This window comes from Mesorhizobium sp. M7A.F.Ca.US.005.03.1.1, from assembly GCF_003997975.1.
GTDB lineage: Bacteria > Pseudomonadota > Alphaproteobacteria > Rhizobiales > Rhizobiaceae > Mesorhizobium > Mesorhizobium ciceri.
Genome location: NZ_RZRO01000063.1, coordinates 23,743 through 40,172 on the forward strand (window position 1 = coordinate 23,743; position 16,430 = coordinate 40,172).

The window sequence follows — 16,430 nt, forward strand, 5'->3', positions numbered from 1 at the left end:
TGGGCGGGTAATGAGGGCTAGCGCACGCCTTTCTTCCCCCCGTCCGGACCGAGAGGAAGAGCGCCAAGTCATCCTACGATGCCGCGGCCTCTTCCGGCGGCGCAGCCAGATCGTCGCGCGCCTTGCGGGCCAGTTTGCGTGTCGAGCGTTTGGGACTGTCGCCGAACAGCTCGGCCGCCTCGGCAAGGCAGCTCTTCTTCAGCTGCTTTTCCGACCGCTTCAAAAGCTTGGCCAGAAGTTTCGTGTCCTCGGGCGGCCCGAGCAGCCGGTCGTCGGCCTCGAGCAGGGCGCGCATCACCAGCACATCGTGCAGGTCGCCCAGCCGCTCGCCCAGTTCGTCGACCGCCTTGCGCCTTGCCTTGATCGGTGTCGGCCACAGCCTGCCGAGCAGCGACAGATGCATGCCGTGGGTCTTGGCCGCCTTGCGCAGATCGTGGAAATCATCGGCCGCTCCCCGCGATTCGGCCTTGTCGAGCGCCTTCCTGGCGCGGCGCAACGTGACGCGGGCGCCTTCGGCAAGCACGTCGGCCGCCTGTTCCGGCTGGTCGGGCAAGGCCAGCGTGCCGATGCGGTGCAGGCCCTCCTCGCAGGCGGCGGTCGCCGCACCGATCGCCGCTTCGAGTCCTGTACCTTCGTGCAATTCATGCTGGCGCGCGATCAGCCTGTCGCGAACCGCGCCCAGCCCATCGTCGGCGCTCTCCTTGGGAAAGCTTGCCGCCAGGCGGTCGATGGTTTCGATCAGCGCTGTCGCCTCGCGCGGGCCGGCAAGCAGGGCCGCCACGTTGCGGTAGCACTGGTTTTCTGTCTCACAGAATGTTTCGTCACCGGAACGAACAAGCCGCAACAAGGCGCGAGCGCTCTTCAGCCGCTTGCGGCATTTGTGCAGCGCCTGTTCCGGCCGGCTCCGTGCGGCGTCAAGATGATGCAGCGCCTTGCCGATCTCCTCGGCAAGGATTCTCCTGACCTCGCCGGTCAGCGGCAGGCGCGGATCGATGCGAAAGCTCATGCGGCGATCTCCGGAATCCCACCAAGGGCGAGCGACGCGTTGTAGAATTTCTGCTCGCCGGTGACTTCACGGCCGAGCCAGTCGGGCAGCATTTCGTCCGGCACGTCCTCCGGCGTCTCAAGTTCGGCGACCACAAGTCCCGCAAGCGGTCCGCCAAAGACATCGACTTCGTAGAGATAGCCACGGTGCCTAACATGGTGACGTGTCTTCTCGATGACACGTCCGATGGCGAAGTCCAGCATCTCCACCGCCTCCGACAGCGGGATCGGGTATTCGAATTCGTCGCGCTCGCGCGCTTTGCTGCCGAATTTGAGCGTCAGCTTGGCGGAAGTGCCGTCGCTGATGCGGATGCGCACTGTGCGCCCGGGGCCGGCAGCGAGATAGAACTGGAGAATGCGGATATTGGCCTCGGCCAACTCCCGCCATGCGGTGTTGGTGACCAGGAATTTTCGTTCGACTTCCTTGCCCATGGCCGCGCACTAAAGCGTTTGCCGCCGTCGATGGCAAGACAATGACGAACAGAAGTTGACTTTAATCAATCGATTGATTAAAATGTGCTCATGATCAAACTACCTGAGCCCAAAGTTCTTCGTCGCGAGCCCGCCGAGATGACGCGCGCGGCGCTTGTCCAGGCGGCACTGAAGCTGTTCGGACGGCAGGGCTTCGACGGCACCTCGACGCGCGAGATCGCCGCCGAGGCGCGAGCCAATATCGGCTCGATCGCCTATCATTTCGGCGGCAAGGAGGGTCTTCGCACGGCCGCCGCCGACTTTATCGTCGAGACCATCCAGACGGTCGCCGGCCCGGCGCTCGGCAATGCGCAGGCGCCCGCGCCGGTCGGTCCGGAGGCAGCGCAGGCGCAGCTCTTCGCGGCGCTGGAGCGAATGGTCGGCTTTGTCGTGGCCAGTCCGCAGGCCGGTGAGATCGTGCAGTTCATCCTGCGCGAACTTTCCCATCCAACGGCAGCCCTCGATCGTATCTATGACGGTGTCTTCGAGCCGAGCCATCGCCGGCTGTGCCAGCTGTGGGAACAGGCAACTGGCGAGCCCGCCGAAAGCGAGGCCACAAGGCTCACCGTGTTCACGCTGATCGGCCAGGTCATCTATTTCCGCATCGGCCGTGAGGCGGTGATGCGCCGCATGGGCTGGCCCGATATCGGCGCCGCGGAGGCCGCCAAGGTGGTGGCGGTCACATCGGGCAATCTCAAGGCCATATTGGCCGCCAGAAAAGGGGCAAAGACAAAGGGGCAAAGACCATGAGCTTTCTGTGTTCGCTGCCGCTCGCCGCGCAGCTCTTCTCGGCCTGTGCCCCGGCAGCACCGCTGGCCGTCGGCTATGTCGAAGGCGACTACGTGCTGCTGGCGCCGATCGAGGTGGCGCAGGTCGAGACCGTCACGGTCAAGCGCGGCGACCGTGTGGTGCCCGGCACGACCGTGGTGACGCTGGAAAGTGCCGACGCAAAAATCGCTGTCGCGCAGGCGCAGGCCGGCCTTGCCCAGGCGCAGGCGCAATTGGCCGACCTGCAGATCGGCAAGCGGCCGGAAGAGATCGCCGTGCTGAAGGCCGAGGTCGATATGGCCAGCGCCCAGGCCGCCGACGCCAAGCGCAAATACGACCGCGCCGCCGATCTGTTCAAGCGCGGCGCCGGCACGCAAGCGGATTTCGACACCGCGTCGGCCACGCTCGAAACGGCCAATGCGCAGGTCGGCCAGGCCAAATCCAATCTCGCCGTCGGCGGCCTGCCGGCGCGCCCCGAGACGATCAAGGCCGCCGACAATCAGGTCAAGCAGGCGCAGGCCGCGTTGGAGCAGGCGCAGTGGCGGCTGTCGAAGCGCGTCCTGGCAGCCCCTTCGCCGGGCCGCGTCAACGATGTCATCCGCAATCCGGGCGATACATCAGGTCCGACCGCGCCGGTCATCTCGATCCTGCCCGACGGCGCGGTGAAGCTCAGCGTCTATATCCCGGAGAGCGCCTTCTCCTCGGTCAAGGTCGGCACCTTGCTCGGCGTCCATTGCGACGGCTGCGGCCCGGATGTGAAGGCGCGCGTCAGCTACGTCTCGCCAGATCCCGAGTTCACCCCGCCGGTGATCTATTCGCTTGAGAACCGGCAGAAGCTGGTCTACCTCGTCGAGGCGCGGCCGGAGGGCGATGCCGGCCCGCTGCAGCCCGGCCAGATCGTCGATGTCGATCTGGCGGACAGCGCAAGATGAACGCCATCGACGTACACGGCCTGGTCAAGCGCTTTGGCGACAAGACCGTCGTCGACCATGTGACGATGTCGGTTGCCGAGGGCGAGATCGTCGGCTTTCTCGGCCCCAACGGTTCGGGCAAAACGACCACCATCCGCATCATGTGCGGCCTGCTGACGCCGGACGAGGGCGAAGGCACGGTGCTCGGTTTCAACATCCGCACCGACAGCCTGCGCATCAAGCGCGAAGTCGGCTACATGACGCAGAAATTCTCGTTCTACGAGGATCTGACGATCGGCGAGAATCTCGAATTCGTGGCGCGGCTCTACCGGCTGAAGCCGGTCGAGGAGCATGTCGCGAGCACGTTGGAGGACCTCGGCCTGACGTCGCGCCGCAACCAGCTGGCCGGCACCTTGTCGGGCGGCTGGAAGCAGCGGCTGGCGCTGGCCGCCTGCATCATGCACAAGCCGAAATTGCTGCTGCTCGACGAGCCTACGGCCGGTGTCGACCCGAAGGCGCGGCGCGAGTTCTGGGACGAGATCCATCGCCTCGCCAGCGGCGGGCTGACCGTGCTGGTCTCCACCCACTATATGGACGAAGCCGAGCGCTGCCACCGCATCAGCTACATCTCCTATGGCAAGATGCTGGCCACCGGCACTGTCGCCGAAGTGGTGAAAAATGCCGGGCTGACCACCTTCGTCCTGCAGGGTCCGCGCCTCGATCAGGTCGCCGAAGCGCTTCAGGGCCGCCCCGGCGTCGATCAGGTGGCGCCGTTCGGCGCGACGCTGCATGTCGTCGGCTCCGACCAGAAGAAGCTCGAAGCCGCGCTTGCCGATGTCGAGAGAGAGCACAAGGGCGTGAAAGTTTCGCCCGGCGAAACCAGCCTCGAGGACGTCTTCATCCAGTTCATGTCCGGCTCGAAGGACAACATGGCATGAACAGCGTCTTTTCCTTCGCCCGACTTGGCGCCTTGCTGATCAAGGAATTCATCCAGATGCGGCGCGACCGCATCACCTTCGCCATGATGCTCGGCGTGCCGCTGATACAATTGGTGCTTTTCGGCTACGCCATCAACAACGACCCGAAAAGCCTGCCGGCAGCACTCGTGGCGACGAGCAACGATCCCTATACGCGCGCCATTGTCGCGGCGCTGCAGACCACCGGTTACTATCGTTTCGACCATGTCGCGCAAAGTGCCGCCGAGGCCGAGTTCCTGATATCGCGCGGCGACGTTGCCTTCGTCGTCACCATCCCGGCCGATTTCGCCAGGAGAGTGGAGAGCGGCAACAACCCGCAGATACTCATCGAGGCCGACGCCACCGACCCGGCGGTGGCCAGCGGCGCCATCTCGACGCTCGGCACAGTCGCCAGCCAGGCGCTGCTGAGGGCGCAAGGCACGCAGGAAGCCGCCGCCGAGGCCGCCAAGGGTCAGCTCGATGTCGTCGTACACCGGCGCTACAATCCCGAAGGCATCTCGCAATACAACATCGTGCCCGGCCTGCTGGGCGTCATCCTGCAGATGACCATGGTGATGATGACCTCGATCGCGCTGACACGCGAGACCGAGCGCGGAACGATGGAGAACCTGCTGGCGATGCCGTCCAGCCCGCTCGAGATCATGATGGGCAAGGTGCTGCCCTATCTGGCGGTCGGCGGCGTGCAGGTGGTGGTGGTGCTGGCGGCGGCGAAACTTCTGTTCGCCATCCCCTTCACCGGATCGATGTCGCTGCTCCTGACGGCCGTGCTGATCTTCGTGCTGGCGCTGGTGCTGCTCGGCTACACGATTTCGACCATCGCCCGCACGCAGATGCAGGCGCTCCAACTCACCTTCTTCTTCTTCCTGCCGTCGATCATGCTGTCCGGCTTCATGTTCCCGTATCGCGGCATGCCGGACTGGGCACAAATCTTCGGCGAGATCTTCCCGCTGACGCATTTCCTCCGCATCACCCGCGCGGTGATGCTGAAGGGGGCCGAACTGCCGGCCGTGGCAACGGAGATTGGCTGGCTGGTGGTGTTCGTGGCTTTGTTTGCCGGCGTAGCATTGGTACGATTCAGGCGGACGCTGGATTAGACGCCGCACGACCTCCAGTCTTGCTACCAGCCTTCGCTCCTTGCTCCGCCCGTGGATGACGAAGGGAGAAATGCTTTCGCCAATCTCCATGGTTTATAACTGCCACTAACCGTTGAGCGATTTCGGGCCGCTGACGAAGGCGCTCCCCTTGACGTAAAACCGCAGCGGGCGATCGGCATCCTTTGTAATGCCGATCCGGATGCCTTGGGCGATGTCGCCGGCTTGATGCTCGTCGGTTGCCAGCCATAGCGGGCCTTTGCGGCAGAGATCGAGCCCGTCGAGCGAACGATCGATCCGCAACGCCTGGGCCAGCCTTCCCGGTCCTCGCGCAAGGTCGCGCAAGCGGTCGATGCCGCGATTGAGCCGCATGAGCGCAATGCCTTCGAGCGGTTCGAGCGCCCTGATGAGCACGCCGGTTCCGACCCCTGCCATCTCGCTCGAGACGTTGAGCATGTAGGAGATGCCGTAGGCGAGATAGACATAGGCGTGCCCAGCGTCGAGAAACAGCGAACGGTTGCGCGGGGTCATCCCCCGATAGCCGTGCCCGGCGGCGTCACCGGTCACATAGGCCTCGGTCTCGACGATGCGGCCGCTGGCGATGCCTTCGGGCAGTTCGCGCACCACGATCTTGCCGATGAGAGTGCGGGCAAGGGATGCTGTATCGTCGGGCAGCTCAGAACGCGTGAGCGGGCGGTAGATGACCATGTTCAGCCCGCCGACGATTTGGAGGCGGGCGAGGAGTGATCCAAGGCGAAACCTGCCTCAGATCCATGTCGGACCCCTTGGACATCTCGTCTCAAGCCGCCGCCATGATCCCGGCATAAGTGCCGAAATCGACATTGCCGCCGGACAGCACCACGGCAACGCATTTGCCGGACAGTTCGATCTCGCCCGACGACAGCGCCGCCAACGCCACGCAGCCGCCGGGCTCGACCACCAGCTTGAGATAGGCCATGGCGTCGCGCATCGCCTGTGCCGTCGCCTTGTCGGAGACGGCGATGCCGCCTGCCAGGTTCCTGCGGTTGATCTCGAAGGTGATCAGGCCGGGCTCCGCGGTCAGGATCGCGTCGCAGATCGACGCGTGGCCGGGTTCGTTCGACACCCTGGCGCCGGCGGCCAGCGACCGGCGGGTGTCGTCGAAATGCTCGGGCTCCACCGCCCAGACCGCAGTGTTGGGCGAGGCGTCCTTGACGGCAACCGAAATGCCGCTGGTCAGGCCGCCGCCGCCGCAGGGAATGACGACCGCGTCGAGGTCGACGCCAAGCGCTTTTGCCTGGCGCATCAATTCGAGGCCGATCGTGCCTTGGCCCGCAATGATGGCCGGGTCGTCGAAGGGTGGCACCAGCACCATGCCTCTTTCCACGTAAGGGCGAACCACGCTCATGCGGTCGTCGCGAAAGCGGTCGAACGGCACCACCTCCGCCCCCATCTTGCGGACGTTAGCGATCTTCATCGCCGGCGCGTCTGAAGGCATGGCGATGACCGCCTTGACGCCGAACATCGCGGCCGAAGCGGCGACACCCTGCGCATGATTGCCCGACGAGAAGGCGACGACGCCCTGGCTGCGTTCTTCGTCGCTCAGCGACGACAGCTTGTTGTAGGCACCACGGAACTTGAACGAGCCGGTACGCTGCAGCGTCTCCGGCTTGAACAGGATGCGGCCGCCGAAGCGCTTGTTCAGCTCCTGCGATTCGATCAACGGGGTTTCGACGATCAGGCCGGCGAGACGCGCGGCGGCGGCGTGGATGTCGGCGATGCCGGGAGGGGTGGTGGCGGTCATGTGAGGTCCAGTGGACAGGGGTCTTTCCATGATGCCCGCAAAGGGAGGCGGCGCACCATGGGAAAAATGTGACCGTTACAAGGTTTAGCGAGGCGGTCGCCAACGCCTCGGCTGCACGCCCCCCTCTGGCCTGCCGGACATCTCCCCACGGGTGGGGAGATCGGCTGAGTATCCGCTTTCGCCAATTTCCAACGTTGAAGAAGGGGCACACCTAATGAAGCTGACAATCTCCCCCTCGTGGGGGAGATGTCCGGCAGGACAGAGGGGGGCGCCGTCCCGCCGCCGTCTCACGAGTTTCACCCCAACAGCGTCCTCTGCCTCTTGCTCCCGCCCAGCTTGCGCCAGTTGTTGAAGCGGTGGCTGGCGGCGGCAAAGGATATCTTCATCTGCTGGGCGACCGAATAGCGCGACTTGCCCTCGTCGAACATGCGGTAGCAGCACTCGACGCCTTCCTCGGTCAGTTTGCCGTCCGGCGCCTTGTTGTGCGGATTGGCGGGGTCGAATTTCTCGACCTGCTGCTCGACCAGGCCTTTCAGGCGCTGCAGATCGGCCTCGATGCTGGCGATGAGATCGAGAACGGGCTTTGGGTCATAGGGATGCGGAGGCTGTTTTGCCGTCATCTGCGGGTTCCTTGTTCTGGCTGGGTTGAATTATATAGGTGAACATTCACTGATAATGAAGGGGTCGGCCCGGCATGCGAGCTTCAACAATTCTTGACCGCGACCCAAGCGCGCAATTGACCGGAGGCACCTTGAGCCCTAGTTTAGAACTATTCTAAACTAGGGTGAATTCCTCATGCTTTCCCGTGTTTTCGGCTTCGGCCGCCGCCCCTTCGAATCGCTTTCCGAACAGGAGATCCTGGCGCTGGCCATTTCGTCCGAGGAGGATGACGGTCGCATCTATCGGGCTTATGCCGACGGCCTGACGGAAAACTTCCCCCAATCGGCAAAAGTGTTCGAGGAGATGGCCGAGGAAGAGGATGGCCATCGCGATTCGCTGATCGAGCTTTTCCGCAAGCGTTTCGGCGAGCGCATTCCGCTGATCCGGCGCGAACATGTGAAGGGCTATTACGAGCGCAAGCCCGACTGGCTGGTCCGGCCGCTCGGCATCGAGCACGTGCGCAGCCAGGCCGAGGCGATGGAGCGGCAAGCCTACCTTTTCTATGTCGAGGCTGCCAAGCGCACGGCGGATGCCTCGACGCGAAAACTGCTCGACGATCTGGCGGTGGCCGAACTGGGCCATGAGACACTGGCGCAGCGGCTGGAGCAGAAACATGTGCCGGGCGAAGTGAAGGACGAAGAGACCGCCGCCGAGCAGCGCCAGTTCATCCTCACCTATGTGCAACCAGGGCTGGCCGGGCTGATGGACGGATCGGTGTCCACACTGGCGCCGATCTTTGCTGCCGCCTTTGCCACGCATGACACCTGGCAGACGCTGCTGGTCGGGCTTGCCGCCTCGATCGGCGCCGGCATTTCGATGGGCTTCACCGAAGTCGCTTCAGACGACGGCAAGCTGTCGGGCCGCGGCTCGCCGCTCAAGCGCGGTCTGACCGTCGGCATCATGACGACGCTGGGCGGTCTCGGGCATGCACTCCCCTATCTCATTCCGCATTTCTGGACGGCGACCGGGGTTGCCGCGGTGGTGGTGTTCTTCGAATTGTGGGCGATCGCTTTTGTCCAGAACCGCTACATGCAGACGCCCTTCCTGCGCGCCGCCTTCCAGGTGGTGCTGGGCGGCGCCCTGGTGTTCGCGGCCGGCGTGCTGATCGGGAATGCGTGAGTAGCCGCCTCACTCACCCATTCACCGCCCGACTGTCGGCCGGCGCCTCGTCCCTTTCCGTCAGCCCATAGTCCCTCACGACATGGGCGATGCGCAATCGGTAGCCGGCAAAGATGCCGCCGCGACCGGCCTTCTGCGCCTGCCGGTGTTCCTCGGTGTTGCGCCAGTCCTTCACGGCTTCCTCATCTCGCCAGAACGACAGCGACAGGATGCGGTTCGGATCGGCCAGACTCTGAAAACGCTCGATAGAGAGAAAGCCGTCAATGCCGTCGAGCAGCGGACGCAGGTCCGCGGCGATGCTCAGATAGGCATCGCGCCGACCCTCCGCCGGCTCGACCTCGAAGATGACGGCAATCACGGCAGCACCAGTTTCGCGTGCGGGCCTGAGGCCCGTTTCAGGAACATGCGATCCTCCTTCAGGATGAATCTCTCGCGTTTGGCGAACTCGTAGTTTGCCTTGCCGGCGGGATCGGCGGCAAGCCGGGCGCGATAGGCTTCGTAGGCGGCCAGGCTTTCGATGTTATAGGCCGCATAGGCGGTCGTCGCCGAGCCCTCATGCGGCGCGTAATAGCCGATCAGATCGGCGCCGCAGCGCGGAATGGCCTGGCCCCAGTTGCGCGCATACTCCTCGAAGGCCGCCTTGCCGAACGGGTCGATCTCGTAGCGGATGAAGCAGGTGATGGTCATTGTGGTCTCCTCGGGGCTGCGTCAATAGTTTGAACGGCATCGAAACGTCGTGCCGACTGGTCTGCTAGGGCTGCCAGAAGGACTTCGCGCATTCGCGGCGCACGTCTTGCCGCGTCAGGCCAAGGTCGCGCAGCTGATGGTCGTCGATCTCGGCAAGGTCGAGACGCTGCAGATGGCGGTCATACCAGCGGGCCAGCAGCCGCGAACGCAACCAGCTGACGAACGGGAAGAACCGACGGCTGTGGAGCGGGGCTGAGGGGAGAGCGGTTCGTGCGGCCATCGTCGTCTCCTTGATCTCACCGGAGAATAGTGATTATCTGACAAGAACGCTTCGATGAGGAACGAACTATGCGCGAAGGACCCGACATCGCCCGCATCGCCAGCCTGGTCGGCGACCCGGCACGCGCAAACATGCTAAATGCCCTGATGGGCGGCACGGCGCTGACGGCAAGCGAGCTGGCGCTCGAGGCCGGCGTCTCGCTGCCGACCGCCAGCTCGCACCTGGGCAAACTGATGGAAGGTGGGCTGCTCACGGTGGCGAGCCAGGGCCGGCATCGCTATTACGGCCTCGCCGGACCGCAGGTGGCGGGCATGATCGAAGCCATCACAGGCGTCGCGGAAGCCGTCGGTCCAAAGCGTGTGCGGCCGGGTCCGCGCGATGCAGCGATGCGCGTGGCGCGCGTCTGCTACGATCACCTCGCCGGCGAGCAGGCAGTGGCGATGCTCGACCGGCTCGTCGCCAAGAACGTACTGGTCCGCGACGAACAAGAGATCAGGCTCGGGCCATCGGCGGCTTCGCACTTCGCCGCGATCGGCATCGACGTCTACACCAAGCCGCGCCGGCCGGTATGCCGCGCCTGCCTCGACTGGAGCGTGCGCCGTTCGCACCTCGCCGGCACGCTGGGCGCCGCCATCCTCGACAAGATCCTTGCCGAGAAATGGGCGCGCCGCGAGAAGGACAGCCGCGCGGTGATTTTCTCGCTGCCGGGCAAGCAGGCTTTCGAGAAGGTGTTTCTGAGCTGAGGAGCCGACGCTGATTTCGTCACGCTGGCAGGCCAGAGGGCGCGCGAAGGATCGCTGCGCTGGGAAATTGCGCGAACTACCCCCGCTTCAACGCCTTCCCCTGCTTGAAAAATTCCCTCCACGGATCGGCTTTCGCCAGCTGCTTCAGCGTCGTCTTGTCGCCGATCGGGAAAGCGTTCGGCGGCAAGCCGGCCTCGATCTCTGGCCAGGTCACCGGCATCGACACGGTGGCGCCCTTCTTGGCGCGCGAGGAATAGGGCGCGACCGTCGTCGAGCCCTTGCCGTTGCGCAGATAGTCGACGAAGATCTTTCCCGTGCGCGCTTTTTTCGACAGCGTCGCCGTGTAGCGATCGGGGGCACCCTGCTCCAACGCGCGGGCAAAGTCATGGGCGAAGCCCTTCACCGCGTCCCATTCGGCAGACGGCTTCAGCGGCACCAGCACGTGATAGCCCTTGCCGCCCGAGGTCTTGACGAAATTCGGCAGCGACAGCTCGTCGAGCTTGCCTCTGATATCGAGCGCCGCCTCGCGCACCGCCTTCACGTCGACGCCTTCATCCGGGTCGAGATCGAAGATGATCTGGTCGGGCTTTTCGATCTCATCGATCGTGCACCCCCAGATGTGGATCTCGACCACGCCATACTGGACCAGTGCGGCAACACCATCGAAATCCCGGATGAACAGGATCTCCTCGCCGTCGGTCGGGTCCTTCATGCGCGCGATCTTATCGCTCATGCCAGCCGAGGCATGTTTCTGGAAGAAACGCTGGCCGCCGACACCGTCCGGCGCCCGCACCAGGCTGAGCGGCCGGTTGACCACGAACTGTTCCATGCGCGGCCAAACCTGTGCGTAATGATCGAGCAGGCCCTGCTTGGATATGTTTTCGTCCGGCCACAGCAGCTTGTCGGGATGCGAGAGTTTGACCGTGGTCGTGATCGACCCGGCGGCTTTGCCGCCTGATGCCGGCTTGGCCGTGCTCTTGCCTGTCGATGGCTTGCCTGTCGCCGCTTTGGGCTTTTCCTGCACGACTTCCTCCGCCGGCTTGTCCTCGCGCAACCCCTGGAACGAGGCGTGGCGTATTATACGGTCCGAGGTCCAGCTGCGAAACTCCACTTCGCCGACAAGTTCAGGCTTGACCCAGACCAGGCCCTTGCCCTTCGGCACGGCGGTGGAGAAGGGCGATGATTTTGCCGTCAACGCATCGAGTTTTGCCTTCAGCTCATTGGCGCCCTTGCCCGAAAAACCAGTGCCGACGCGGCCGGCATAATGCAGCTTGCCGCCCTCGTGGAAGCCGACCAGGATCGAGCGCAGGCCGCGCCCGGTCTTGTCCGACGGCAGGTAGCCGCCAATGACGAACTCCTGCCGCGCCGTGCATTTCGACTTCACCCAGGTTGGGCCGCGGCCGCTGCGATACGGTGCATCGGCACGCTTGGAGACGACGCCTTCCAGGCCCATCCGGCAGGCATGCTCCAGCATGATCTTGCCGGGTTCGGCGAAATGGTCGCTGAAGCGGACCGCCGCATTGTCGGGCTGTTCGCCGAGCAGTTCCTGCAAGGCCTGCTTGCGCTCGACCAGCGGCTCGCGCCGCAAATCCCTTCCATCGAGGCGCATCAGGTCGAACACGTAATAGATGAAGCGATTGGTCCGCTTCGCCGACAGGTCTTGCTGCAGCAGCGCGAAGGACGAAACACCACTGTCGGCCAACACCACCACCTCGCCATCGAGGATGGCGTCGCTGCACTTCAGCCCGGCCAACTCCGCGACGATCTCGCCGCCGAATTTCTTCGTCCAGTCGAGGCCGGTGCGGGTCAGCAGCCGCACATCGGTGCCGGCGATCTGCGCCTGCATGCGATAGCCGTCGAACTTCACCTCATGCAGCCAGTCCTTGCCCGGCGGCGCATCGCGCTCGAGCGTGGCCAGCTGCGGCTCGATAAAGTCGAGGCGTTTGCCGGCTTTTGTCTTGACGGCGGCCGGCTTGTTGGAATGCCAGACTTTCGGCTTCTCGCCCTTCGCGGTCTTGCCCTCGCCGACCTCCTCGATGGTCAGGCCCGATTTCACCGATTCAGGCGCTTCCTTGAGGATGTCCTCGCCGGGACGCGCTGCGGCATCGTCCGACTTGATCAGCAGCCAGTTGTCGCGCTTTTCACCCGCACGCGGCTTCAGCCGCACCAGATGCCATGCCCCATGCAGCTTGTGTCCCCTGAGCTCGAAGCTGATATGGCCCTTTTTCATCGCCTTGGCCGGGTCGATCTCGGGAATCCAGGTGCCCTCGTCCCAAACGATAACCGAACCGCCGCCATATTCGCCCTTGGGAATGGTGCCTTCGAACGGCGCATAGTCGATCGGGTGATCCTCGACATGGACAGCCAGTCGCTTCTCATGCGGGTCGAGGCTCGGGCCGCGCGTCACCGCCCAGCTCCACAGCACGCCGTCATGCTCGAGCCGCAAGTCGTAATGCAACCGCGTCGCGGCATGCTTGTGGATGACGAAGATGCCGCCCGCGCCGCCCTGCTTGGTCCGGGCGACCTTGCCGGCCGGTTCGGCGGTTTTCTTGAAATCGCGCTTGGAATGATATTGTTCGAGGCTGGCCATTCGTTGGGGTTCCTCACGCCGATTTGCGTTTGGGCGCGCTGGCTTTCGACTTGGCGCGTTTGGCCGCTGGCCTGGCCTTCGCCGACGAAGATGTTTTCGATGACCCGGAGTCCGACAGGCTCTTCTTCAGCGCGTCGAACAGATTGACGACATTGGAAGGTTTGGGCGCGGCCTTAGCCTTCGGCGCCTTGTGGCCGGCCTTCTTGGCGCGGATCAGCTCCAGCAGCGCGTCCTCGTATTTGTCGTCGAATTTCGAGGGATCGAACTTCGTCTTCTTCTTGTCGATGATCAACTCGGCCAGATCGGTCATCTCCTGATCGGTCTTCACGGGCTCGATGTCGCCGAAGACGGTGTCCGGTTGCCGCACCGTGTTGTCGTAGCGCAGCGTCGTCAGCACCATGCCCTTGCCGAGCGGTTCGATCACCACCGGCCGTTCGCGTCGGTAGAGCACGATACGCGCCAGCCCGGCCATCTTCTTGCCCGCCATCGCATCGCGAATGACGGCGAACGCCTCTTCCGACACCTTGTCGGCCGGCGCCACATAGTAGGGCGTGTCGAGATAGATCTGCTGGATCGAAGCTTTGTCGACGAAGCCGTCGAGCGCCATCGTGTGCGAGGATTCGATCTGCACCGCCTCGATCTCGTCTTCCTCGATATGGATGAAATTGCCATCGTCGAGTTCATAACCCTTGATCTCGTCCTCCTCCTCCAACGGCTTGCCGGTTTCGGCATCGACATAGAGGCGCTTCACCGTGTTGCCGGTCTTGCGGTTGAGAATGCGAAACGAGACCCGCTCCGTATGGGTGACGACATTGGTCAGTTCGACGGCACAGGTGACCAGCGAAAGCTTCAGATAGCCTCTCCAGGCCGGACGCGGCGCCATGATATCTTCCCTTCAGAACCAGATGAAGGTGAGAACGGACAGATCGCGCTCCAGTTCCGCGCTCCCGCGCCGATCTGGATGCCAAGGGGCCGCCTGGTTGGTTCTGGCCGCCAGCACGGAAATTTCGCGGGCTCGGCAAAAGTTGAAACAGAACCGCGCGCAGGCGACATTCAAACGAAACATATGTGATGCAAAAGTCACATTGGCCGGAATGCCAACCAACTGCACGGAAAGACCCCGAATCAGCCGCATTCCAGCCACGAAGCAAGGCATTTTCGACCAGATATTAACATCACGTTCACCGACTATTCACGCCTCGACGCTATGATGACCGCAATTCGGAAGGGACATCCGAAAATCGGGACAGGGACAAGGTAATGAACTTCCTCGCGCACCTCATCGGCTATGCCGCCGCCATCCGCGAATTCGTCGCGCCGACCTACCGGCCCGAACGCTATTACATGCGCGGCCCCGGCCCGGCCTGCGCCCGTCGCGGCAACTCGCTGGGCGCGCACTGATCATGGCTTTCGAAAATCGCCACAACAGCCGGATCTGCAGGCCGGCCGCCTCTACCCGCGCCACCACCTATCGCGCCGAGCGTCCCGCTCTCGCCGACAGGCGCCGTGCGACATCGCCACGGCTTTGATACCATCGCTGGCCGGCTTAGTGTCATAGGACACGAGCAGCCGAGGCCAGCGTGACGGACCATCCTCAACCAGTTCGACCCCAGTCAACTCGTCCCTTCGAAACAGTTCTCGACTCACGCCATCCATTGATCGTTTTCGATGGCGTCTGCGTGCTCTGCTCCGGTTTCGTGCGCATGGTGGTCAGGCTCGACCGCCAAGGCCGTTTCCGCTTCGCCACCGCGCAGTCGCCCTTCGGTGAAGCGCTGTTCCGGAAGCATGGACTGCGCACCGACTCTTACGAAACCAATCTCGTCCTGATCGACGGCGTCGCCTTCACGCGGCTGGACAGTTTTGTCGCCGTCATGGCGGAACTCGGCTGGCCTTGGCGGGCGGCCAAAGCACTGTTGCTGTTGCCGCGCCCGCTGCGTGGTTGGCTCTACGATCGCATCGCCAGGAACCGCTACGCCCTGTTCGGCAGGAAGGACGCTTGCGACATTCCTTCTCCGGAGCTGCGCGAGCGGTTCCTTGGCTGAGGGTGGCTATGCGCTACCGCGGCTGGCTCGTGCCATCCGGCCGGCACGGCTCGAGCACGATCGGTCCGCCTGCCGTCCTCCCCAATTCCCGGCAGCCCTGAACCGTGCACAGTGTCCAGCCGTCGCTGGTTGCACCTGAAGCGGCGAGCACGACGCGCCGCTGCGGGCCGACATCAGGCGCATAGCTCCACCAACCCTCCTTCAGCACAGCGCCTTCCGGTGGCTCCATGCCGGCGCCCGAGCCCTCGATCCGGGCTTCGACCACCTGCAGGCCGGAGGACGTGACCTTCCAGTCTTCTTGCCAGCGCGTCCGTTCCACCGAATGCGTCCAGGACAGCGTGAAGGCGGCGACGGAGAGCGTTACCGTCTTGCCCGCGGCCAGGAGGCATAGGCTCATGTTCTGACTGAAGCCTGCCGCGCGCGAAAACAGTGCCAGCCGATCCAGGCCAGCGCCAGCACCCAGCCGGCCTCGTCGGTGAGCGGCACCGCGGCGACCAGCAGCACGCCGGCCGCGAAGGCGACGAGCCGCTCCCACCACGCCATGCGGGTGACCAGAAAACCGACGGCGGCGGCACCCCACAGCACGATGCCCATGCACGCCTTGGCGACGATGTAGCCGACCTCGACGGGATAGCCGAACTGGGCGGCGATCGGACCTGCGTCCTGCAGCATCAGCGCCGGCGTGTAGACCGCCATGAACGGCACGACGAAGCCGGCAATGGCCAGCTTGGTCGCCTGGATGCCGATTTTCAGGCCGCTTTCCCTGGCCATCGGTGCGGCGGCGAACGCCGCCAGCGCCACCGGGGGCGTCAAATCGGCCATGATGCCGAAATAGAACACGAACATGTGGCTGACCAGCAGCGGCACGCCAAGCTCGAGCAGCGCCGGCCCGGCCAGCGACGAGGTGATGATGTAGTTGGGAATGGTGGGAATGCCCATGCCCAGCACCAGGCAGGTGACCATGGTCAGCACCAGCGACAGGAACAAATTGTCCTCGCCGATCGAGATGATCCAGCCGATGAAGGTCGAAGCGATGCCGGTCAGCGTCAGCGTGCCGATGACGATGCCGACAATGGCGCAGGCAATGCCGACCGGCAGCGCGTTCTTGGCGCCTTCGGCGAGCGAGTCGACACAGATTTGCAACGTCTCGCGGCCGCCCTTGAACGTGAAGCAGGCGACGACCAGTGCGGCGATCACCAGGCCGAGGAGGTTGACGCCGAACTTCATGAACGAAGCGGCGGCAAGCCCGAGCGCGATCCAGAAG

The 16,430-nt window shown here is 64.0% G+C and carries 21 protein-coding genes; 8 read left to right on the plus strand and 13 right to left on the minus strand.

The annotated features are described in order from the left end of the window. Positions 1-73 precede the first annotated feature (73 nt). Complete coding sequence (locus EN990_RS23235; RefSeq protein WP_127369661.1) at positions 74-1,006, minus strand: CHAD domain-containing protein; 933 nt, start codon at positions 1,004-1,006, stop codon at positions 74-76. Beyond that, positions 1,003-1,476, minus strand: a complete 474-nt coding sequence (locus tag EN990_RS23240; RefSeq protein ID WP_127385255.1) for a CYTH domain-containing protein — start codon at positions 1,474-1,476, stop codon at positions 1,003-1,005. The genes EN990_RS23235 and EN990_RS23240 overlap by 4 nt, the downstream gene beginning before the upstream one ends. 90 nt (positions 1,477-1,566) lie before the next feature. Here EN990_RS23240 and EN990_RS23245 point away from each other — a divergent pair, with 90 nt between their 5' ends. From EN990_RS23245 to EN990_RS23260, 4 genes are read left to right on the plus strand one after another with little or no spacing between them, the layout of a single operon-like run. After that, positions 1,567-2,265: a CerR family C-terminal domain-containing protein gene (locus EN990_RS23245; protein ID WP_063169644.1), complete on the plus strand. Its 699-nt coding sequence runs from the start codon at positions 1,567-1,569 to the stop codon at positions 2,263-2,265. Then, positions 2,262-3,215, plus strand: coding sequence for an HlyD family efflux transporter periplasmic adaptor subunit (locus EN990_RS23250; protein ID WP_027161228.1), 954 nt, complete (start codon positions 2,262-2,264; stop codon positions 3,213-3,215). The genes EN990_RS23245 and EN990_RS23250 overlap by 4 nt, the downstream gene beginning before the upstream one ends. After that, positions 3,212-4,132 carry an ABC transporter ATP-binding protein gene (locus EN990_RS23255; protein ID WP_127365454.1) on the plus strand — a complete coding sequence of 307 codons (921 nt, stop codon included), beginning with the start codon at positions 3,212-3,214 and terminating at the stop codon, positions 4,130-4,132. Before EN990_RS23250 ends, EN990_RS23255 begins: the two co-directional genes overlap by 4 nt. Continuing rightward, positions 4,129-5,265 carry an ABC transporter permease gene (locus EN990_RS23260; RefSeq protein ID WP_127385254.1) on the plus strand — a complete coding sequence of 379 codons (1,137 nt, stop codon included), beginning with the start codon at positions 4,129-4,131 and terminating at the stop codon, positions 5,263-5,265. The genes EN990_RS23255 and EN990_RS23260 overlap by 4 nt, the downstream gene beginning before the upstream one ends. 105 nt (positions 5,266-5,370) lie before the next feature. Here EN990_RS23260 and EN990_RS23265 read toward each other — a convergent pair whose 3' ends face one another. The 3 genes from EN990_RS23265 to EN990_RS23275 form a co-directional block, all read right to left on the minus strand. Then, positions 5,371-5,970, minus strand: a complete 600-nt coding sequence (locus EN990_RS23265) for a DNA-3-methyladenine glycosylase (protein WP_127365453.1) — start codon at positions 5,968-5,970, stop codon at positions 5,371-5,373. A gap of 91 nt (positions 5,971-6,061) precedes the next feature. Continuing rightward, positions 6,062-7,045: a threonine/serine dehydratase gene (locus tag EN990_RS23270; RefSeq protein WP_027161221.1), complete on the minus strand. Its 984-nt coding sequence runs from the start codon at positions 7,043-7,045 to the stop codon at positions 6,062-6,064. Positions 7,046-7,341: 296 nt separating this feature from the next. Then, positions 7,342-7,665, minus strand: a complete 324-nt coding sequence (locus EN990_RS23275) for a hypothetical protein (protein WP_024502197.1) — start codon at positions 7,663-7,665, stop codon at positions 7,342-7,344. A gap of 175 nt (positions 7,666-7,840) precedes the next feature. Here EN990_RS23275 and mbfA point away from each other — a divergent pair, with 175 nt between their 5' ends. Further along, positions 7,841-8,824, plus strand: a complete 984-nt coding sequence (gene mbfA, locus EN990_RS23280; protein WP_013528652.1) for an iron exporter MbfA — start codon at positions 7,841-7,843, stop codon at positions 8,822-8,824. 13 nt (positions 8,825-8,837) lie between these two features. Here the strand turns inward: mbfA and EN990_RS23285 are convergent, their stop codons facing one another. The 3 genes from EN990_RS23285 to EN990_RS23295 all read right to left on the minus strand — a co-directional run bounded on the left by EN990_RS23285 (position 8,838) and on the right by EN990_RS23295 (position 9,791). Next, positions 8,838-9,182, minus strand: coding sequence for an antibiotic biosynthesis monooxygenase (locus EN990_RS23285; RefSeq protein ID WP_013528651.1), 345 nt, complete (start codon positions 9,180-9,182; stop codon positions 8,838-8,840). Beyond that, positions 9,179-9,511 (minus strand): NIPSNAP family protein, encoded by a 333-nt coding sequence (locus EN990_RS23290; RefSeq protein ID WP_127369863.1) that lies wholly within the window; start codon positions 9,509-9,511, stop codon positions 9,179-9,181. The genes EN990_RS23285 and EN990_RS23290 overlap by 4 nt, the downstream gene beginning before the upstream one ends. 64 nt (positions 9,512-9,575) lie before the next feature. Continuing rightward, entirely contained in the window at positions 9,576-9,791 is a 216-nt protein-coding gene (locus EN990_RS23295; RefSeq protein ID WP_127369862.1) for a DUF1127 domain-containing protein, read from the minus strand. Between the two features lie 68 nt (positions 9,792-9,859). Between EN990_RS23295 and EN990_RS23300 the strand changes: the two genes are divergently transcribed. Then, positions 9,860-10,534: a winged helix-turn-helix domain-containing protein gene (locus tag EN990_RS23300; protein ID WP_013528648.1), complete on the plus strand. Its 675-nt coding sequence runs from the start codon at positions 9,860-9,862 to the stop codon at positions 10,532-10,534. 76 nt (positions 10,535-10,610) lie between these two features. Here EN990_RS23300 and ligD read toward each other — a convergent pair whose 3' ends face one another. From ligD to EN990_RS23315, 3 genes are read right to left on the minus strand one after another with little or no spacing between them, the layout of a single operon-like run. Beyond that, entirely contained in the window at positions 10,611-13,124 is a 2,514-nt protein-coding gene (ligD, locus tag EN990_RS23305; RefSeq protein WP_127368648.1) for a DNA ligase D, read from the minus strand. A gap of 13 nt (positions 13,125-13,137) precedes the next feature. Further along, the gene (locus tag EN990_RS23310; protein ID WP_013528646.1) at positions 13,138-14,007 is read right to left on the minus strand and encodes a Ku protein; all 870 of its coding nucleotides are present in this window, start codon (positions 14,005-14,007) and stop codon (positions 13,138-13,140) included. A 12-nt stretch (positions 14,008-14,019) separates the two neighbouring features. Beyond that, positions 14,020-14,259, minus strand: coding sequence for a hypothetical protein (locus tag EN990_RS23315; RefSeq protein WP_024502193.1), 240 nt, complete (start codon positions 14,257-14,259; stop codon positions 14,020-14,022). Between the two features lie 125 nt (positions 14,260-14,384). Here EN990_RS23315 and EN990_RS23320 point away from each other — a divergent pair, with 125 nt between their 5' ends. Beyond that, positions 14,385-14,525, plus strand: a complete 141-nt coding sequence (locus EN990_RS23320; protein ID WP_013528645.1) for a hypothetical protein — start codon at positions 14,385-14,387, stop codon at positions 14,523-14,525. Positions 14,526-14,779: 254 nt separating this feature from the next. Further along, complete coding sequence (locus EN990_RS23325; protein WP_275953346.1) at positions 14,780-15,166, plus strand: DCC1-like thiol-disulfide oxidoreductase family protein; 387 nt, start codon at positions 14,780-14,782, stop codon at positions 15,164-15,166. Between the two features lie 13 nt (positions 15,167-15,179). Here EN990_RS23325 and EN990_RS23330 read toward each other — a convergent pair whose 3' ends face one another. Beyond that, positions 15,180-15,563: a DUF1850 domain-containing protein gene (locus EN990_RS23330; protein WP_063173466.1), complete on the minus strand. Its 384-nt coding sequence runs from the start codon at positions 15,561-15,563 to the stop codon at positions 15,180-15,182. Then, the coding region (locus EN990_RS23335; protein ID WP_127388395.1) for a TRAP transporter large permease subunit at positions 15,560-16,430 on the minus strand (871 nt) is incomplete at its 5' end. The genes EN990_RS23335 and EN990_RS23330, both read right to left, overlap by 4 nt.

Bases quoted from the DNA above. Each gene is read 5' to 3' on its own strand.
- EN990_RS23300 (WP_013528648.1), top strand. From the start codon at position 9,860: ATGCGCGAAGGACCCGACATCGCCCGCATCGCCAGCCTGGTCGGCGAC.
- ligD (WP_127368648.1), bottom strand. From the start codon at position 13,124: ATGGCCAGCCTCGAACAATATCATTCCAAGCGCGATTTCAAGAAAACC.
- EN990_RS23265 (WP_127365453.1), bottom strand. From the start codon at position 5,970: ATGGTCATCTACCGCCCGCTCACGCGTTCTGAGCTGCCCGACGATACA.
- EN990_RS23250 (WP_027161228.1), top strand. From the start codon at position 2,262: ATGAGCTTTCTGTGTTCGCTGCCGCTCGCCGCGCAGCTCTTCTCGGCC.
- mbfA (WP_013528652.1), top strand. From the start codon at position 7,841: ATGCTTTCCCGTGTTTTCGGCTTCGGCCGCCGCCCCTTCGAATCGCTT.
- EN990_RS23315 (WP_024502193.1), bottom strand. From the start codon at position 14,259: ATGCGGCTGATTCGGGGTCTTTCCGTGCAGTTGGTTGGCATTCCGGCC.
- EN990_RS23245 (WP_063169644.1), top strand. From the start codon at position 1,567: ATGATCAAACTACCTGAGCCCAAAGTTCTTCGTCGCGAGCCCGCCGAG.
- EN990_RS23290 (WP_127369863.1), bottom strand. From the start codon at position 9,511: ATGACCATCACCTGCTTCATCCGCTACGAGATCGACCCGTTCGGCAAG.
- EN990_RS23270 (WP_027161221.1), bottom strand. From the start codon at position 7,045: ATGACCGCCACCACCCCTCCCGGCATCGCCGACATCCACGCCGCCGCC.
- EN990_RS23255 (WP_127365454.1), top strand. From the start codon at position 3,212: ATGAACGCCATCGACGTACACGGCCTGGTCAAGCGCTTTGGCGACAAG.
- EN990_RS23260 (WP_127385254.1), top strand. From the start codon at position 4,129: ATGAACAGCGTCTTTTCCTTCGCCCGACTTGGCGCCTTGCTGATCAAG.
- EN990_RS23240 (WP_127385255.1), bottom strand. From the start codon at position 1,476: ATGGGCAAGGAAGTCGAACGAAAATTCCTGGTCACCAACACCGCATGG.
- EN990_RS23310 (WP_013528646.1), bottom strand. From the start codon at position 14,007: ATGGCGCCGCGTCCGGCCTGGAGAGGCTATCTGAAGCTTTCGCTGGTC.
- EN990_RS23275 (WP_024502197.1), bottom strand. From the start codon at position 7,665: ATGACGGCAAAACAGCCTCCGCATCCCTATGACCCAAAGCCCGTTCTC.
- EN990_RS23295 (WP_127369862.1), bottom strand. From the start codon at position 9,791: ATGGCCGCACGAACCGCTCTCCCCTCAGCCCCGCTCCACAGCCGTCGG.
- EN990_RS23235 (WP_127369661.1), bottom strand. From the start codon at position 1,006: ATGAGCTTTCGCATCGATCCGCGCCTGCCGCTGACCGGCGAGGTCAGG.
- EN990_RS23330 (WP_063173466.1), bottom strand. From the start codon at position 15,563: ATGAGCCTATGCCTCCTGGCCGCGGGCAAGACGGTAACGCTCTCCGTC.
- EN990_RS23320 (WP_013528645.1), top strand. From the start codon at position 14,385: ATGAACTTCCTCGCGCACCTCATCGGCTATGCCGCCGCCATCCGCGAA.